The sequence below is a fragment of the Klebsiella sp. LTGPAF-6F genome, from assembly GCF_001753185.1.
GTDB classification, from domain to species: domain Bacteria; phylum Pseudomonadota; class Gammaproteobacteria; order Enterobacterales; family Enterobacteriaceae; genus Klebsiella; species Klebsiella michiganensis.
On the sequence record NZ_CP017450.1, the window covers coordinates 3,011,151 to 3,027,825 of the forward strand.

Below are 16,675 nucleotides of genomic sequence, written 5' to 3' on the forward strand. Positions count from 1 at the left end.
CAGGAGTGTGATGCGAAACAGCGGAGGCGAATGCTCGCCAGGGTTTTAAATCAGGCGGCGCGCGGGGTCAGCGTCAAACGATCCAGCGGCCCGACGATAAACAGATAGGAGAACAGGCCCAGCACGCCCATGGAACCGACGTACAGGATGGCGTAATCGAAGGAGTGAGTATTAGCGAGGATCACGCCGATAACCAGAGGCGTGATAATACTCGCCAGGTTGCCGCACATGTTGAACACCCCGCCGGCAATTCCCAGCATTTCCTTCGGCGAGGTGTCGCTCAGCACGCACCAGCCGAGGTTACCGAAACCTTTAGCAAAGAAGGCCAGGCTCATGGCGGCGATCGCCACCACTTCTGAGGTGGTGTAGTTGGCGACGACAATCACGCAGGAGAGCAGCATGCCGCAGATCACCGGCAGCTTGCGGGCGGTCGTCAGGCTGTAGCCGCGTTTGAGCAGCCAGTCTGAGAATACCCCACCGAGCAGTCCGCCGATAAATCCGGCAATGGCCGGGATGCTGGCGACAAAACCGACCTTGAGGATCGACATACCTTTGGCCTGGTAGAGATAGGTGGGAAACCACGTCAGGAAGAACCAGGTAATGGACGTTACGTAGAACTGGCCGATATACACGCCGATCATCATGCGATTAACGCAGACGCTTTTAATCTGCGCGAGGGTTAATTTCTGCTGCGTTTTTTTCGTACCTAATTCCGGCTCGCCGCCGCCTTGGCGAATATAGTCGAGCTCCTGTTGGTTAATTTTGGGATGGTAAGAGGGATCTCTTACTTTTACCAGCCAGAATATCCCCAGCACCACGCCGATAGCGCCAATATAATAAAATACGTAGTGCCAGCTTAAATTATGCAGAATAATCGTCATTAGCGGCGTAATAATTCCCAGGGAAATATACTGCGCGGCCTGATAGACCGAGGTGACGAATCCACGCTCTTTATTGGGAAACCACTGTACGCTGAGACGGCTGTTAGCGGGGAAGGCGGGCGCTTCAATCGCGCCCATCATCAGACGCAGAATCACCAGTACGATCAATGGGCTGGCGAACAGATAGATTGTTCCCTGAAACATGGTGACGATCGACCAGCCAATCAGCGCGCAGCCGTAAACCAGCCGCGAACCATATTTATCCAGCAGCCAGCCGCCGGGTATTTGCATAATGACGTAGGAGATACCAAAAACTGAAAAGGCCAGCCCCATCGCCTCGGGATCAAAGCCTAACTCTTTGCTCATAATAGGCGCGACGACGGACAGCGTTGCCCGGTCGGCATAATTAAATACGGTAGCCAGAAATAAAAACAGTAATATGCCGTAACGCACGTTGCTGCGTTTTAAGGGGGTAGTCATCTTCAACTCCTTTGCAGGGTTGTTTATTGTGGGTACAGTCAATAAGAGGTATTTCCCCGGCAGGGCTACAGGTTTTCAGTCATCTGCGGACCGGTAGCCCTTACGCCGCCATCCGGGGAATTCGGTTAAGGGCGTTTACCAAACTCGCAGCTTTGCTGGGTCCAGCGGCGGGCCTGTTCGCTCAGGGTAAAGCCCAGACCGTGGCGTTCGGAAACCCACATCCGCCCGTCGCGCAGCTCCAGCTGTTCGTTAAACAGCGGGTTCAGCCACTCGAAGTGCTCCAGCCACGGCTCGAGCGGGTAGGCGGCGGCGAGATGCAGGTGTACCTCCATCGCAAAGTGCGGGGCCAGCTTGCGACCGTGCTTCGCCGCTAGATCCATAATCTTCAGGAACGGGGAGATCCCGCCGACGCGCGGCGCATCCGGCTGGACAAAGTCGCTGGCGTTGCCGAGGATAAGCTGCTCATGTTCGCGGAAGCTGGTCAGCATCTCGCCGGTGGCAATCGGCGTATCCAGCGCGGCGGCGAGCTGCGCGTGGCCTTCAACATCGTAGGCGTCAAGGGGCTCTTCAATCCAGATCAGATTGAACTGCTCCATTTTGCGCCCCATGCGGATAGCGGTTTCGCGATCCCACTGCTGGTTGGCGTCCACCATCAGCGGGAAGTCATCGCCCAGCACCTCACGCACCGCCGTCAGGCGACGAATATCTTCGGCGGTATTCGGCTGACCAACCTTCAGCTTAATCCCGCCAATCCCGTTCTCACGGGAGATAGCCACGTTTTTTAACACCTGATCCAGCGGCGTATGCAGGAAGCCGCCGGAGGTGTTGTAGCACTGAACGGAATCGCGGTGCGAGCCCAGCAGTTTCGCCAGCGGTAGTCCGGCGCGTTTGGCTTTCATATCCCACAGCGCAATATCAAGAGGGGAGATGGCCTGTACCGCCATACCGCTGCGGCCAACGGATGCGCCGGCCCACAGTAGTTTGGTGTAGATCTTGTCGATATCGTTCGGATCTTCGCCGAGCAGATTATCGGCGATCTCTTTGGCGTGGGCGTAAATGCCCTGGCCGCCCGCACGCTTGGAATAGCTGAAGCCAACGCCTTCAAAGCCGTCCCGGGAGCGGATTTCCGCGATGATGATCGCCACTTCGGTAAGCGGTTTTTGCCGACCGGTCAGAACCTTTGCATCGCTAACGGGGGTCGCCAGCGGCAGAAAGGCCAGCGACAGTTTGACGTGTTCAATGCGGTCGCCGGTTTCAGCGGCGGTTTTGACGCCGGAAGCTTTGGCGTAGGTCACGGACTCGGAATTAGCGCTCGAGGTCATAGTCAGTTCCTTTTTAGTGATAAAATGTTTGCGCTAACATTTTTAATCCTGAAATTGTCCTGGCGCTACGACAGTGATTTTAATTTGTACAAACGATCACAATTAGCGGTTATAAAGGGTAAAATTATGCAGCGCAGGTCACGATCCAAAAAGGTTTGTGAAAAATCACAAATAAAAATGATAGCGATAACATTTTGTGTTTCAGGTATTTGATTCTATTGGGGATGTCGAGGTGAGCGCTGGCAATTGCGCGGGCCATCATCAATAATGGCCACAGAAAACGACTCAACACAGGGGCTTAGTCGTGAAAAGCAGAAAACCGACGCGCGCGCCGACGCTGGATGACGTAGCCCGTAGCGCCGGATTGTCGTCGATGACGGTCAGCCGGGCGCTGAATACGCCGCAGCTGGTGAGGCCAAAAACGGTCGAGAAAGTGATGCAGGCGGTGCAGGCAACGGGCTATATCCCTAACGCGCTGGCCGGCGGCCTGGCCTCCAGGCGCAGCAAGCTGGTGGCCGTGGTGGTGCCGCAAATCAATAACAATATGTTTGTCGATACCATCCAGGCGCTGAGCGATACCCTGGCGGCGCGCGGCTACCATATGCTGCTGTGCGTGGCGGGCTACAGCCGGCAGACCGAAGCCGAGCTGGTAGCAACCTTACTCTCCCGGCGTCCGGATGGCGTGGTATTGACCGGCATTCAGCACGCCCCGGCGCTGAAGAAGACGATCCTCAACGCCGCCACGCCGGTGGTGGAAATCTGGGATCTCACCCCGACGCCGCTGGATATGCTGGTCGGTTTTTCGCATGAAAAAGTCGGCGAAACCATTGGCGAGTACCTGCTGGAAAAAGGCTACCGCCGCCCGGGTCTGCTGTGGGCCGGCGATGCGCGCGCGACGTTACGAAAGCAGGGGCTCCGCGCCCGGCTGGCCAAAAACGGCATTGACGATGCGCCGCAGGTCGAGGTGCCGCTTCCGGCATCGCTGGCGCTGGGGCGTCGCGGGCTGGCCGAGCTGCTCGCCGGCGGCGAGTTTGACGTTATCGTCTGCAGCTCCGATACCCTTGCCCAGGGGGCGATTATGGAAGCCGAAAGCCGGGGGCTGCGCGTGCCGCAGGATCTGGCGGTGATCGGTTTTGGCGATCTGGACTTCGCCGCCAGCAACCGTCCGGCCATCACCACCGTCAGCGTCGACCGGCATGCCATCGGCGAGCAGGCGGCCACGCTGCTTGCCGACCGCATAGAAGGCGGAGAAGAGCGGGAAGCGATTATTGATATCGGCTTTCACCTGGTGGCGCGCGAGTCGGCGTAGCTCTGCCGTTTCGCATGTGCGAGGGGGCCTCAATAGCGGCATGGCGTAATCAAATCTATACTGCAAAATTGCTAAACCCGTCGCCGCTCTGTTCCTGAGCGGCAAATTCATCGAGGGCGCAGAATATGATCACCGTCTATGGCGTACCCGGCTGGGGCTCAACAATTAGCGAACTGATGCTGACGCTGGCCGATCTCCCGTACCATTTTGTTAACGTTGAGGGCTTTGACCAGCCGGGCCCGCAGCGCGACCGCCTCAAAAAGATAAACCCGCTGTGTCAGGTGCCGACCCTGACGCTTGCAGACGGCAGCGTGATGACCGAAACCGCGGCGATTGCCCTGATGATCCTCGACGTTCGACCGGATCTGGCTCCGGCGCCGGGATCGCCGCAGCGGCATGCCTTTCAGCGTCTGCTCATCTGGCTGGTGGCGAACGTCTATCCCACCTTTACCTTTGCGGATTACCCGGAGCGCTGGGCCGCCGATGCGCCAGACCAGCTGCGGGAAAGCTGCATCAGCTATCGCAAATCGCTCTATCTATGGCTGGAGGAGCAGCTTGCCGCCGCGCCGTATGCGCTGGGGACGGAAATAACCCTGCTGGACTGCTATATTGCGGCGATGTGCGCCTGGGGCCCGCGCCGGGAGTGGTTTGCGGCGCAGACGCCAAAATTCGTCGCCGTGGCGGATGCGGTGTATCGCCATCCCAAACTCGAAGCCGTTCTGCGCCGCAACGAGCTGATTTAAAGCACAAAAAGCGATCCGGATGACGCGGGTTATGCTAGTTTTATCGTCCAGACAATAAAGGAGCCTGCTATGCCGCACGTTGATATTAAATGTTTTCCCCGCGACCTGAATGATGAACAAAAAGCGGCGCTGGCCGCCGATATTACCGAGGTGTTGATTCGCCATCTCAACAGCAAAGAGAGTTCAGTGAGCGTGGCCCTGAAGCAGGTTGAGCCGAGCGACTGGCAGCAGGTGTGGGACAACGAAATCGCCCCGCAGATGGAACAGTTGATTAAGAAACCGGGCTATAGCATGTAACCCGGTTTCTTTCCCGGAGGCGATGCTGCGCATCTGTCCGGACTACGCGTTCCCGGCGGTTTGCGGTCCGGTAGCCCGGGCAGGCGCTCTGCGCCGCCCCCGGGCGAGGGGGCACTGAAGCGAAGTCATGCGCGATACATCTTGTCATGGGTAAACGCGTCACCATGTACAAGGTACATAAAATTCCTTGATTAATGTACCCTGTACATGTATTTTGTCTGATAAGTCGTAAGGACATCAGGGAATGAGATGTTTACTTTTATTGAACTACAAGGTTTCAGTAAACGACGCCAGGCGCTGTTACCGGATGATGAATTTCGGGCCTTCCAGGAAATCCTGATCAATGATCCTGAGGCAGGTGACACCATTTCGGGAACCGGAGGTTTTCGTAAAATCCGCTGGAGTCGTCCCGGAACGGGAAAGCGCGGCGGCGTGCGGGTGATTTACTATAATGTAACGATAAAGGGAAGAATCTACCTGGCGCTCATCTATCCTAAAAATGAACAGGATGAGTTAAGCCAGGAGCAGAAAAAGATGTTAAGGCAGGTTGCTGAGTTATTAAACTAGCCAATAAACATGAAGTGAGGCTGAGCTATTAATGATCGATACATTGATAGCGCCAGAGAGCCAACTGAGGTGTGTATGAAAGACGAATTGTTTGCCGATCTGCTGGCTAGTGCAGAAGAAATGGTCAGGATTGAGAAGGGTGAACAAACGCCGAAGGTGCACCACGTTCATACCTTCAGCGAAGTTGATGTGAAAGCGATACGCGAAGCCACAGGTTTAAAACAGCAGGACTTCGCCGCCGCCGTTGGCGTTAGCTATGAGCTGGTTAAAAGCTGGGAAACGAAACGACGTCATCCAACCGGTGCATCCAGAAAGCTGCTTTTATTGCTTCAGGGCAATCCATTGATTATCAACTTGTTGAAGGTTATTTGAAACGTTATTCTTCGCAAGGAAAATGACAGAGTTTGCCCCATTTCGTAACCAGGGCCTTTAAAAAGGAGAGTATTACGTATGGAAACCAATGATTCTATTTTGACAGAAGTCGAGAAATACAGCGCTCATATTTTATGGTTTTTATTTTATTAGTTTAATGTACTTTATACTGAACTAGCATAGTGACAAAGTAAGAACGTGTATTTAAATAAACCCGTCCAGGCGTTTACCCCGGACGGGCTATTTTATTAAAACCAAATCTCCGTCTGCACGCCGAAGTTCCAGTTCCCCCCGGCGGTAAAGCCTTTACTGCCGAAATCATCGTTGATCGCGTAGCGATCCAGATCTTTATCCCAGTTCATCCACGTAACAAAGAAACGTATCTCCGGCCGCGCTTTAATATCCAATACATCGCCCACTTTAAACGTCGGGGCGAAGGTCAGCTTGTAAAAATCGCCGCTCACCGCCTGGTATTGATGCACGCCGCTGTCGTAGCGATAGGTTCGTCCGTTGGGATTCAGGTCCATATATTGCCAGGACGCCTCGTACAGCAGGGCGAAGTTGCGGGTGATCCCCTGAGAAACCCGCAGGTTGAAGGTTGCCCAATCGTAGCGGTCCCCGTCGCGATAGCGGTCTTCGCTATGCTGGGCGATAACCGATGGCGCAAGCTGCCAGTTTTTCCCCAGCGGCAAAATACCGTATGACGCAAAGCGCAGAGATTTGGCGTTTTCGGTAAGATCGCCGTCGCTGCCCGGCTGCCGCGCTTCGGCGCCCAGCCCGCCGCCGTACTGCAGGGCGCTCTCCGATACGCCCGGCGCGAGGCCATAGAATTGCTGTTTGTCGTGATACGCCAGCATCGCGTAGTAGCCGTTTTTCGCCGTATTATCGCTGCGCAGGGCGTAGCTGCCGGTCGTCGACGTCGTATCTTTCAGGTCATCGTTACCCTGGGCGGTCATCGCCGTGGTCATCAGCTGCCAGTTGTTCCAGAAGTGGTTGGCGGTAAACATCAGGTTCTGTATATCGTTATCCTGATAGTTATCGCTGCCCAAATCGCCAAAGCTGCGCGCATAGACCGAGTAATCGCCGCGCAGCGTGCTGTTCCAGTTGACGTCATTGATCCCGCCGCCGGTACCGCCGAGGAACATAATATCGCTATCGGTAAAGTGGATATCGAAGTTATCGCGGTCGAAACGCTTGCCCGCCCAGATGGAGGCGCTCCTGAACGGCCCGGAAAAATCGGCGAAATTACCCATCTCGACGTACAGCTGACGCACGTTCAGATGGTGACTGTCGTTATCCTGCACCCACGGATCCGGGTTGGTCGCGCCGTCGGCAAGCATGGTTTTAAAGTGCGCCCACGACCCGTCGCTGAAGGTCATTTTTTTGCCGAAGCTGAGCTCCACGTAGTTATCTTTCTCATTGCCGAGACGGCCAACGTGGGCGTCACCGTTGAGCGAACTGGCCGGCGAGATCCCCGGACCGCCGCGCGCGCCTTTGCCGTGGCTGTTGACCAGCATTCCGGAGCGGGCGTAGGCGTTAAATTCAAAACCGTCGGTAAGGCGGGTTTTCGCCAGCTGTTTGTCGGCAGCCTGCTGCTTTTGCTCCGTGGCATCGGTGCGCTGGCTTAACGTCTGCACCTGTTTTTCCGCCGCCGCCGCACGCTGTTCTGCCGCGCTGGTGCGCAGCTCCGCCTGCTGCGCCCGACGTTTAGCCTCTCCGGCCTCCTGCTCCGCATGATTAAGCCGGGCCTCCAGCAGCGCCAGCCGTTGTTCGACGGTGAGCGGGGCCGCATTTGCGCCGTAAGCCGAAAAAAGGGCGCAGCAAACCGCCGCGCTAATCAAAGAGATACGCATATTAATCCTTATTTTTTTCAGAGGTATGAAGGGTGTGCTGCGCCTTACAGGGCGTGGTTTTCTCCGGCGACTGACGACGCGTCCGACGGCGCGCGGCGTCCGGCATCAAGGTCGGCGCGGATCTGTTCATACTGGTCGTCGAGGCGATAGAAGCGGCCAATCCACAGCATTGAGGCGACAATCAGCAGCGCCGGGATATAGAGGTAGCAGGCTTTTATCGCCAGCATCGCGCCGTCGCTTTGGGCCTGGTTGGCGATATAGCCGCCGGATGAGAGCAGTACCCCGGTAATAGCGCCCGCGCCCGCCATAGCCACCTTGCCAAGAAAGCCGTTGATAGAGGTCAAAATGCCGGCGGTATTGATGCCGGTTTTCCACACCCCGTAATCCACCGGATCGGCCTGCATGGAGAAGTAAATTGCCGTGCGCTGTCCGGCGCCAAGCGATAGCACCACCGCACCGGCAACCAGGCCCCAGCTGTTAACGCCTGCCGCCATCATCATGCCCATGCCGACCAGGTTGATCGCGCTGGCGACCAGATAAACGTGGCGCTTTTTCATCCGGCTGGCGAGCAGCGGCACGGTGAGGGTACCCAGCAGAGGAACGAAGGTGGAGATCCCGGCGACGATCGCCGTGAGATCGTTATTGCCGACGTAATAATGGAAAAAGTAGACCAGCGCCCCGGTCTGGAAGAAAAACGCGCCCCACATCAGGAAAATATTGATGGCGAAGACGAACCACGGCCGGTTGGCGCGCAGGCTGACCCAGGCGCGTTTTAAGGTCATGCGCTCCTGCGTAATGCTGATATTTTCCTTAACGTTCCGGAAGCTCACCAGCAGGAAGAAGGTGGCAATAACGCCGAAAACCACCGCCGTGTAGAAGAAGCCGTGCTGCTGATTGCCTTTCCCCAGCGCGCCAACCAGCGGCAGAGTGGCGACCGCGACGATGGTCGCGCCGAGCGAGCCGAGCAGAATACGCACCGCCGACAGCGTGGTGCGTTCCCGCGAGTCGTTCGTCAGAAACGGCAGCATGGCGCAGAACGGAATGTTGACGATGGTATAGAGAAACGACAGGCACAGATAGGTGACAAAAGCGTAGATCAGCTTACCGGTGGTGCCGAAATCTGGCACGTAGAAGGCCAGAATACACAGCAATCCGAAGGGGATCGCGCCAATAAGCAGATACGGACGACAGCGTCCCCAGCGGGTGGCGGTATTGTCGATTACCAGCCCCATCAGCACGTCGGCAACGCCGTCCACCAGACGCGTCACGAGAAACATCAGGCCAACGTAATAGGCGGGCAGGCCCATCACGTCGGTGTAAAAGAACATCAGATAAAGAGAGATCATCTGCCACACGAGGTTGCAGGAGAGGTCGGCGATGCCATAGCCAAGGCGCTGCCGCCACAGGGTAAAGGTTGTTTCTGCCATAAAAATACACTCGCTTATCGTTGTTGTTAAAGTCCGTACTGGCGAATAAACCAGGCCGGGGTGCAGCTCCACGCATGGCAATAACTGTTTATCAGTTTGCTGCCATAAGGGGAAAAATCAGGATGCGCCGGGTCGAAGATTTCCCAGAAGGTATCGGCGCCGTAGTCGACCATGGCTCCCCAGTAGGCTTTGATCTGCGAAATTGCCTCGTCGCGCAGCCCGCACTGCAGAAGGGCGGCGATATAGTGATGACGCAGGTAGGGTGTGTTCATGGCGACCGCGGGGGGATTTTTCTCCAGGTTGCGCATGATCTCCCGGCGCTGCTGCGGCGTGCCGACTTCCGCCAGCACCAGCCAGATTTGCGATGCCCAGGAGACCTGCCGCCGGGCGCCGCTGACGTAAAAGCCCTGCTGCGGGTCCCATAACGCATCGAGGGCCGCCGCTTTGAGCTGCTGTAAACGCTGGTGATAGCTTGCGGCCTGTTCAGGTTCGAAACGCTCCGCCAGCCAGACGGCGCGCTGCAGGCAGTAAATCAGTACCCCCTGCGCCGCCGCCTGTTTATTCAGCGACGCCTGCCAGTCGATAAACACCCACCAGTCGTCGCTATCGCGCACAATGCCGGAGGCGTCGCAGCGGGTCAGCGCCAGTTCTACCTGACGACGCGCCGTGGGCCACAGCTCGCGGGCGGTGGCCATATCCTCCGCGCTTTGCAGATAGTTGTAGAGGACGTCGACAAAAAACAATGAATAATCAAAAAGAAAGGTATCGTCCGCAATGACATCCGGCTGCACGAACACGTTGGCCGATACCATGCCGTCCTCGCGAGTATGCCCGGCAAAAAGGTACAGGCAGCGGCGCACCAGATCGTGGCGTGCGAAGGTGACATCGTTGACCAGCGCCTGCAGACGTAAATCGCCGAGCCACAGGCGGCGGTCGCGTTTGGGGCCATCTTCAAACACTTCCTGCATGCAGTTTTGCAGGGTCAGCACGGCAACGTTATCGATAGCCTGGAGCTGCGGGTCGGAGGTTGTCGCCGCCGGGCATGCGCCGCTGGCCGAGGTGACCGCGTTAACCTCAATCTGCGTGAACTGCAGGCGAAACTTGCGCGAAACGGCTTTGACCTCCACCTTCAGATAGCGGAAGCAGTAGCGGCGCGGCAGGTCAATTTCGGCGGGCAGGACATCAAGCCACAGATCCTGCTGCTGCAGCCAGCTACTGCTGAGCCAACCCTGATAATCGCTGAACGGTTCGCACACTTCGCTCAGCGTTTCGCCGAAGGTCAACTGCAGATGGGCCGGAGCGTCCGGCGGACTCCCGGCGCTCTGGCAGAGAAAATGCAGGTAGCCAACGTAGTGGCTGCCAAAATCAATAATGACGCTATCGCCGCTGCTCAGCTCGCGCTGGTAAAACGCGGCCAGGGTGCTCACCGGCTCGGCGCGCCAGCCGAAGAGCGCCGCGGCGTCGGCGTGGGCTTCGACTACCGCGATCGGCGGGTGTGCCTGACGACTCAGCGCGGGCCGGAGCGCCTCGGCGGTACGTAAAAAATTCGGGTGGCGGGTCATCATGACCTGAGAATTATGCTGAATTGCCTGTGACATACTGCGTCCTCTGTGTTGATTTGTCCGCAGCATAAGACGCCGCCGCCCGCGGCAACCACTCTGGCAATGCCAATGCATCTGGCAAAATGGCACTGATAATGAGATGAACGGATCGCCGATCACAATTCCATAAATCTTGCTCGTGGCGGCCGGTTAAATGCATTATCTTGCCCCTGCGCCGTATGCCGTTTTGGACCCGATCGATGATGCTAACCGTTGAGTATTATTTCACCCATCCGCAGGATAAGCTGGGAATGTACGCCAGCGATCCGGAAGATAATAGCCATGAACATAGTCACGAGTTTGCTGAACTGGTGATCGTTGAAGAAGGGCACGGCTTACACGTTATTAATGGCCGGCCATTATATATTCAGCAGGGCGACGTTTTTTACGTTCAGCCGGGAGATGTTCACTATTATGATGAGCTGGGAACGCTTAAGTTAATTAACGTATTAATTAACCCACTGGTAGAATTTCATTATTTACAGCCTCTCGACACCTTATTGCAGACGTTCTCCGCACGAAAGGCTTCCTGCTACGGCTGGCTGGCGCCGGATACCCGCCATATCTGCAAGGAATTGGTAGATAAAATATTTTCTGCCGAGCTGCGGCGGGGGCAAAATATTGCCCTGCGCGAAGCCGCCTTTTTCCAGCTGGTGACGACGATTCTGCATGCGGAAACCGAAGCCGAATATAGCACCACCAAATATAAGCTGCATAAATTGCTGACCTGGCTACAGGAGCACTGTTTTGAAGAACATAACTGGCCGCAGCTGGCGGAGAAATTCCACCTGACCACGCGGACCGCTTTTCGCCATATTAAAGAGGCGACGGGATTGACGCCGGATAATTATTTAAAGCGTCTGCGCTTAGTTTCGGCGCGCGTCAAATTACGCGAGACCGATATGACGATTACCGAAGTGGCTTATTTATGCGGTTTTGCCAACAGCAACCACTTTACCACCTTATATAAAAAGGTCTTTGGCCTGACGCCCAGCGAAGATCGGCGGCGTTTGCTGCGCTAGTTCACCTCCCGGAGGCGATGCTGCGCATCTGTCCGGGCTACGCGCCCTCAGCGGTCTGCGGTCCGGTAGCCCGGGCAAGGCGCTGTGCGCCGCCCCCGGGAGAGACGCGCAGGGTGGTGAAGAATTGCCCCGGAGGCGAGCGGGGGCTATTCTTCCGGGGTATTGGCGCGGACGTGGCGGCCGCTGGCAACAAAGTTGCCGGTGCCGAGATGATGGAGGGTATTGATCTTATCGTCGTCGAACTGCCAGCGTCCGCTGACGAACGCGCGCTCATCGGCGGCGGCGGAAACCACTTCGCCAAACAGCGTATCGTACTGCTCCTGAGCAGCGGTTGCCGGCAGCAGTCGGCACTCCATCCATGCAAGACACTTCTCTTCAATCAGCGGCAAGCCCAGCTCTGGACCTTGCACGACCGGGATGCCGTAAGCGTTAAATTTATCCTCATCGCGTCCGCTGATGCTGCCGACCGCGTAGGTCCAACTGGCGGCCTCGACGCCGGGAACGACGATGCCAAATGCGCCGTTGCGCTCAATAATTTCCCGCGTCCAGGCGCTTTTATCTACCACGATGGCCAGCCTCGGCGGAGCGAACTCCACCGGCATCGACCACGCGGCGGCCATGACGTTGCGGCGTTGAGAGTGGGCGTCATAGCTGGTTATCAAAATTGTTGGGCCATGGTTGAGCAGGCGACTGGCGTACTGAAGTTCCACGTGGCGAAAACGGCTCATATGCGTTCCTTGGTAAATGGGTCTGATGCCAGACAACACGTTAATCCGCAATGAAAATGTAATCAATACGTCATCGAGGGTCCCTATAGTCGGCGTCACTAAGTCCCAAAGAGGATAACAATATGTTAGCTCCCCTGAATTTGTCTCAGGTGAGCGCGCGCCGGCGGATGTTGACCGCGGGCAGAGTCTCGCTTTCCCAACGGGAGGGCGATAATGCGCGCGCTTACCAGCATTAAACTCGACGGCGTTTCTTTCGCCTTCGGCGCCCACACCGTGCTTAATCAGATCGATCTGCATATCGATGCGGGCAGCATTGTTGCGCTGCTGGGGCCTTCTGGCTGCGGTAAAAGCACGCTGCTGCGTCTGCTCGCCGGATTAACCGTACCCGCCAGCGGCAGCATTCACTTTGGCGATCGCCTGGTGGCGAAAACCGGCTGGGGCTTGCCGCCGGAGCAGCGCGATCTCGGCATGGTCTTTCAGGATTACGCCCTGTGGCCACACATGACGGCGGCGCAGAACGTGGCTTTCCCGCTGCGTATGCGCGGCGTCGGGCGCCAGCAGCGACAGCAACGGGTCGAGGAGGCGCTGGCGATGGTCGGTCTCAGCGGCTTCGCCGACCGCAAACCGTCGGGCCTTTCCGGCGGTCAGCAGCAGCGCGTTGCGCTGGCCCGCGCCATCGTCGCAGAACCGCGCGTGCTGCTGTTCGATGAGCCGCTCTCCAATCTCGACAGCGAGCTGCGCGAGTCGCTGTGCCTCGAAATGAGCCGCCTGCTGCGCCAGCTGGGCATCACTGCCGTCTACGTCACCCACGACCGTCGCGAAGCCGAGCTGCTGGCCGACAAGATTATTCATTTATCTGCGGGCTGCATTGCCGCCGTCCGCGCCGTGACTTCAACCTCAGGGGAATCCGTATGAAAACCGTTATCACCGTTACCAAAGGAGCCGCGTTCGCGATGATGTTGTCCGCCACCACGATCTCCAGCGCCCAGGCGCTCACCGTCTACACCGCCGGGCCGGGCTCGCTGGCGAAAAGCCTTGCCAGCGGCTATGAGAAGAAAACCGGCGTTAAGGTGAATATTTTCCAGGCCACCACCGGTAAGGTGATGGCGCGTCTCGAGGCCGAGCAGGCTAACCCGCAGGCGGATGTGCTGATTTCCGCCTCGTGGGATACGGCGGAAGATTTGCATCACCGCGGCTGGCTGCTGCCGTATCAGAGCGCCAATGCCGATAAAGTCCCGGCGAACCTGAAATCCGCCGATTACGTTGCTCAGGGTATTTCGGCCCTGGGGATCGTCTGGAATACCAAAAGCGGCACCCCGGAGCCGAAAGAGTGGCGCGACCTGACCGAAGCGGCGTTCAAAGACAAAGTGACGACGCCGGACCCGGCGCTTTCCGGCGCGTCGCTGGATTTGCTGATCGGGTTACAGAATGGCATGGGCGATAAAGCCTGGGCGCTGTTTGATGCGTTAAAGAAGAATGGCATGGTGGTCAGCGGGCCGAACGCCCAGGCGGTAACGCCGGTGATGCAGGGGGCGAAAGCGGCGGTATTCGGCGCGGTTGATTATGTCTCTTACGGCAATATCCATCAGGGCGAATCGCTAAAGGTGATTTTCCCGGCCAGCGGCACGGTCATTGCACCGCGGCCGATGATGATCCTCAAAACCAGCCAGCATGCTGACGACGCAAAAGCCTTCGTTGATTATGTGCTGTCGCCGGAAGGCCAGGCGCTGGTCGCCGACGCCTGGCTTATGCCCGCCCGCAGCGATGTTTCGGCGAAGCGCCCGCTGCTCAACGAGCTGAAAATATTGCCGACCGCAGGCGAGGGCACTAGCGAACGTAGCGCGGTACTTTCCCGCTTTAACACGCTTTTCGCCCAGTAAACCGACTTTTCCCCCGGGCTTCGAAAGTTGGCTCGGGCACATTCCCGGAGGCGGCGCTGGCGCGCCTGTCCGGGCTACCGGACCGCAGACGGCTGTGACCCCGTAGCCCGGCTAAGCGCAGCGCGAGCCGGGAAGACGCAACGCCTGGGCATCAGCCCGGGCACATTCCCGGAGGCGGCGCGACGCGCCTGTCCGGGCTACCGGACCGCAGACGGCTGTGACCCCGCAGCCCGGCTAAGCGCAGCGCGAGCCGGGAAGACGCAACGCCTGGGCATCAGCCCGGGCACATTCCCCGGAGGCGGCGCTGGCGCGCCTGTCCGGGCTACCGGACCGCAGACGGCTGTGACCTCGTAGCCCGGCTAAGCGTAGCGCGAGCCGGGAAGACGCAACGCCTGGGCATCAGCCCGGGCACATTCCCCGGAGGCGGCGCTGGCGCGTCTGTCCGGGCTACCGGACCGCAGACGGCTGTGCCCGGTAGCCCGGCTAAGCGCAGCGCGAGCCGGGTAAGATCGTATCCAGGAAAATACCGTGAAACAGAGACTTATTTCAGCGGGCACGCTGGCGGTGCTGCTGGTGCTGGTGGCATTGCCGCTGCTGTTTATTGTCCTCCAGGCAATTTTTCCCCAGTTTAGCGCCGGTTCGCTGGGCGGCGCGTTTAGCGGCGTATCAACGCTGATTGCCGACCCGCAGCTGCCGACAATGCTCGGCGGTACCCTGTGGGTGGCCTGCGGCGTGGCGCTGATGAGCGTGGTCATCGGTCTACCGCTGGGCGTCTTGCGCGGATTGTTTACTATCCCGCTGCCGCGGCTGTGGGATCTGCTCTTTCTGATCCCGTTTCTGACGCCGCCCTATATTGCCGCGCTGTCGTGGATGCTGACGCTGCAAAGTCATGGCTATCTCCAGCAGCTGACCGGCTGGGATCTTAACGATCTGCTTTTTAGCCGCATCGGGATCGTGCTGGTGATGACCCTCAATATCTTTCCGGTGGTCTACTTTGCCGTCTCGCGCAGCCTGTTGGCCAGCGGTCAGCGGCTGGCGATTGTCGCCCGGGTGCACGGCGCCAGCGCCTGGCGAGCGTTCTGGCACATCACGCTGCCGATGCTTTCTCCGGCTCTGGCGGCGGGGATGCTGCTGGCGTTTACCCTGGCCATTGAAGAGTACGGCGTTCCGGCGGCCCTGGGGGCGCGGGCAGGGCTGGTCATGCTAACCGTAGGCATTGAGAAAAAGCTCGCCGACTGGCCTGTCGATCTGCCCGGCGCGTCGCTGCTTTCGCTGCTGCTGATCGCGGTGGCGCTGCTGGCCTGGTGGCTGCAAAAACGGCTGACCGGCGATAAAGAGGTCACCAGCGTCACCGGCAAGCCGGGAGAGAATCGCGGGGCGGAGTTGGGCTGGCTGACGCTTCCGACGGTGCTAGTGATGGCGGGCGTCGGGGGGCTGGCGGTGGTGATGCCGGGCGCGTCGATGGTGCTGACCAGCCTGATGAGCACGCTGTCGGGCGGTATCCACGCTGACAATGTTACCCTTCGCCATTTTGCCGCGCTGTTTGCTCAGCAGGGCGACGCGCTGTCGGCACTGGCAACCAGCCTTTCGCTGGCGCTTGCTTCGGCAGGGGTTGTCGGCCTGGTGGGGCTGCTCGCCGCCTGGCTTGTTGTGGTGCAAAAAATGAAGGGGAGCGCCTTTGTTGATGCGCTATCGCTGCTGCCGGCGGCGCTGCCGGGCGTGGTGGTGGGCGTCGGGCTGATTCTGCTGTGGAACCAGCCGTTCTGGCCGGTGTCCCCCTACAACACCTGGTTTATGCTGCTGCTTTCCTACTGCTGTCTGCTGCTGCCCTGGCCGGTGCGCTACGTCAGCAGCGCGCTGCGTCAGCTTGGCAATAATCTCGAACCCGCGGCGCGGGTGCACGGCGCAACGGCCCTGCAGGCGCTGCGTCTGATCGTTCTGCCGCTGGTCTTTCCGGCGCTGCTGGCGGCGATGCTGATGGTGTTCGCCGTTGCCTCCCGCGAGCTGGTGACCTCGTTGCTGCTTGCGCCGGCCGGGACGCAAACCGTCTCGGTGTTTATCTGGCGCCAGTTTGAGCAGGGCTCGGCGGGAGAGGGAATGGCAATGGCATCGCTGACGCTCTTTACCGGTCTGGGGCTGATGCTCTGCGCGCTGGCGCTGATGCAGCGGGGCACGCGCGGATAAATACGATCG

The 16,675-nt window shown here is 58.4% G+C and carries 15 protein-coding genes; 9 read left to right on the forward strand and 6 right to left on the reverse strand.

Annotated elements, in window-relative coordinates:
- Positions 1 to 50 precede the first annotated feature (50 nt).
- Entirely contained in the window at positions 51 to 1,361 is a 1,311-nt protein-coding gene (locus tag BJF97_RS14130) for an MFS transporter (protein ID WP_032693472.1), read from the reverse strand.
- A gap of 125 nt (positions 1,362 to 1,486) precedes the next feature.
- Positions 1,487 to 2,683, reverse strand: coding sequence for an L-talarate/galactarate dehydratase (locus tag BJF97_RS14135; protein WP_014229259.1), 1,197 nt, complete (start codon positions 2,681 to 2,683; stop codon positions 1,487 to 1,489).
- A 304-nt stretch (positions 2,684 to 2,987) separates the two neighbouring features.
- Between BJF97_RS14135 and BJF97_RS14140 the strand changes: the two genes are divergently transcribed.
- From BJF97_RS14140 to nadS, 5 genes are all read left to right on the forward strand, one after another.
- On the forward strand, positions 2,988 to 3,992 hold the full coding sequence (locus BJF97_RS14140) for a LacI family DNA-binding transcriptional regulator (protein WP_014229260.1): 1,005 nt from the start codon (positions 2,988 to 2,990) through the stop codon (positions 3,990 to 3,992).
- 125 nt (positions 3,993 to 4,117) lie between these two features.
- Positions 4,118 to 4,735, forward strand: coding sequence for a glutathione S-transferase family protein (locus BJF97_RS14145; protein ID WP_032693473.1), 618 nt, complete (start codon positions 4,118 to 4,120; stop codon positions 4,733 to 4,735).
- Between the two features lie 69 nt (positions 4,736 to 4,804).
- Positions 4,805 to 5,032, forward strand: coding sequence for a tautomerase PptA (gene pptA / locus BJF97_RS14150; RefSeq protein WP_032693474.1), 228 nt, complete (start codon positions 4,805 to 4,807; stop codon positions 5,030 to 5,032).
- Positions 5,033 to 5,281: 249 nt separating this feature from the next.
- Positions 5,282 to 5,599: a type II toxin-antitoxin system RelE/ParE family toxin gene (locus BJF97_RS14155; protein WP_014229262.1), complete on the forward strand. Its 318-nt coding sequence runs from the start codon at positions 5,282 to 5,284 to the stop codon at positions 5,597 to 5,599.
- 75 nt (positions 5,600 to 5,674) lie between these two features.
- Positions 5,675 to 5,971 (forward strand): NadS family protein, encoded by a 297-nt coding sequence (gene nadS / locus BJF97_RS14160; protein ID WP_004138143.1) that lies wholly within the window; start codon positions 5,675 to 5,677, stop codon positions 5,969 to 5,971.
- 248 nt (positions 5,972 to 6,219) lie between these two features.
- Here the strand turns inward: nadS and BJF97_RS14165 are convergent, their stop codons facing one another.
- The 3 genes from BJF97_RS14165 to BJF97_RS14175 are packed head-to-tail and all read right to left on the reverse strand — an operon-like array spanning position 6,220 to position 10,849.
- Positions 6,220 to 7,824, reverse strand: a complete 1,605-nt coding sequence (locus tag BJF97_RS14165) for a carbohydrate porin (RefSeq protein ID WP_032693475.1) — start codon at positions 7,822 to 7,824, stop codon at positions 6,220 to 6,222.
- A 44-nt stretch (positions 7,825 to 7,868) separates the two neighbouring features.
- A complete protein-coding gene (locus BJF97_RS14170) occupies positions 7,869 to 9,251 on the reverse strand; it encodes a glycoside-pentoside-hexuronide (GPH):cation symporter (protein WP_014229264.1) in 1,383 nt (460 codons plus the stop codon).
- 26 nt (positions 9,252 to 9,277) lie between these two features.
- A complete protein-coding gene (locus BJF97_RS14175) occupies positions 9,278 to 10,849 on the reverse strand; it encodes an alpha-L-rhamnosidase-related protein (RefSeq protein WP_032693476.1) in 1,572 nt (523 codons plus the stop codon).
- Between the two features lie 203 nt (positions 10,850 to 11,052).
- On the opposite strand from BJF97_RS14175, the gene BJF97_RS14180 reads away from it, so the two are divergent.
- Complete coding sequence (locus BJF97_RS14180; protein ID WP_014229266.1) at positions 11,053 to 11,874, forward strand: helix-turn-helix domain-containing protein; 822 nt, start codon at positions 11,053 to 11,055, stop codon at positions 11,872 to 11,874.
- 146 nt (positions 11,875 to 12,020) lie between these two features.
- Here BJF97_RS14180 and BJF97_RS14185 read toward each other — a convergent pair whose 3' ends face one another.
- Positions 12,021 to 12,602 (reverse strand): flavin reductase family protein, encoded by a 582-nt coding sequence (locus BJF97_RS14185; RefSeq protein ID WP_004850682.1) that lies wholly within the window; start codon positions 12,600 to 12,602, stop codon positions 12,021 to 12,023.
- A 210-nt stretch (positions 12,603 to 12,812) separates the two neighbouring features.
- On the opposite strand from BJF97_RS14185, the gene BJF97_RS14190 reads away from it, so the two are divergent.
- From BJF97_RS14190 to BJF97_RS14200, 3 genes are all read left to right on the forward strand, one after another.
- Positions 12,813 to 13,517, forward strand: coding sequence for an ABC transporter ATP-binding protein (locus BJF97_RS14190; RefSeq protein WP_160740895.1), 705 nt, complete (start codon positions 12,813 to 12,815; stop codon positions 13,515 to 13,517).
- Positions 13,514 to 14,482 carry an ABC transporter substrate-binding protein gene (locus BJF97_RS14195; RefSeq protein ID WP_032693477.1) on the forward strand — a complete coding sequence of 323 codons (969 nt, stop codon included), beginning with the start codon at positions 13,514 to 13,516 and terminating at the stop codon, positions 14,480 to 14,482. Before BJF97_RS14190 ends, BJF97_RS14195 begins: the two co-directional genes overlap by 4 nt.
- Before the next feature lie 528 nt (positions 14,483 to 15,010).
- Positions 15,011 to 16,666, forward strand: coding sequence for an ABC transporter permease (locus BJF97_RS14200; protein ID WP_032693478.1), 1,656 nt, complete (start codon positions 15,011 to 15,013; stop codon positions 16,664 to 16,666).
- The last annotated feature ends 9 nt before the right edge of the window (positions 16,667 to 16,675 follow it).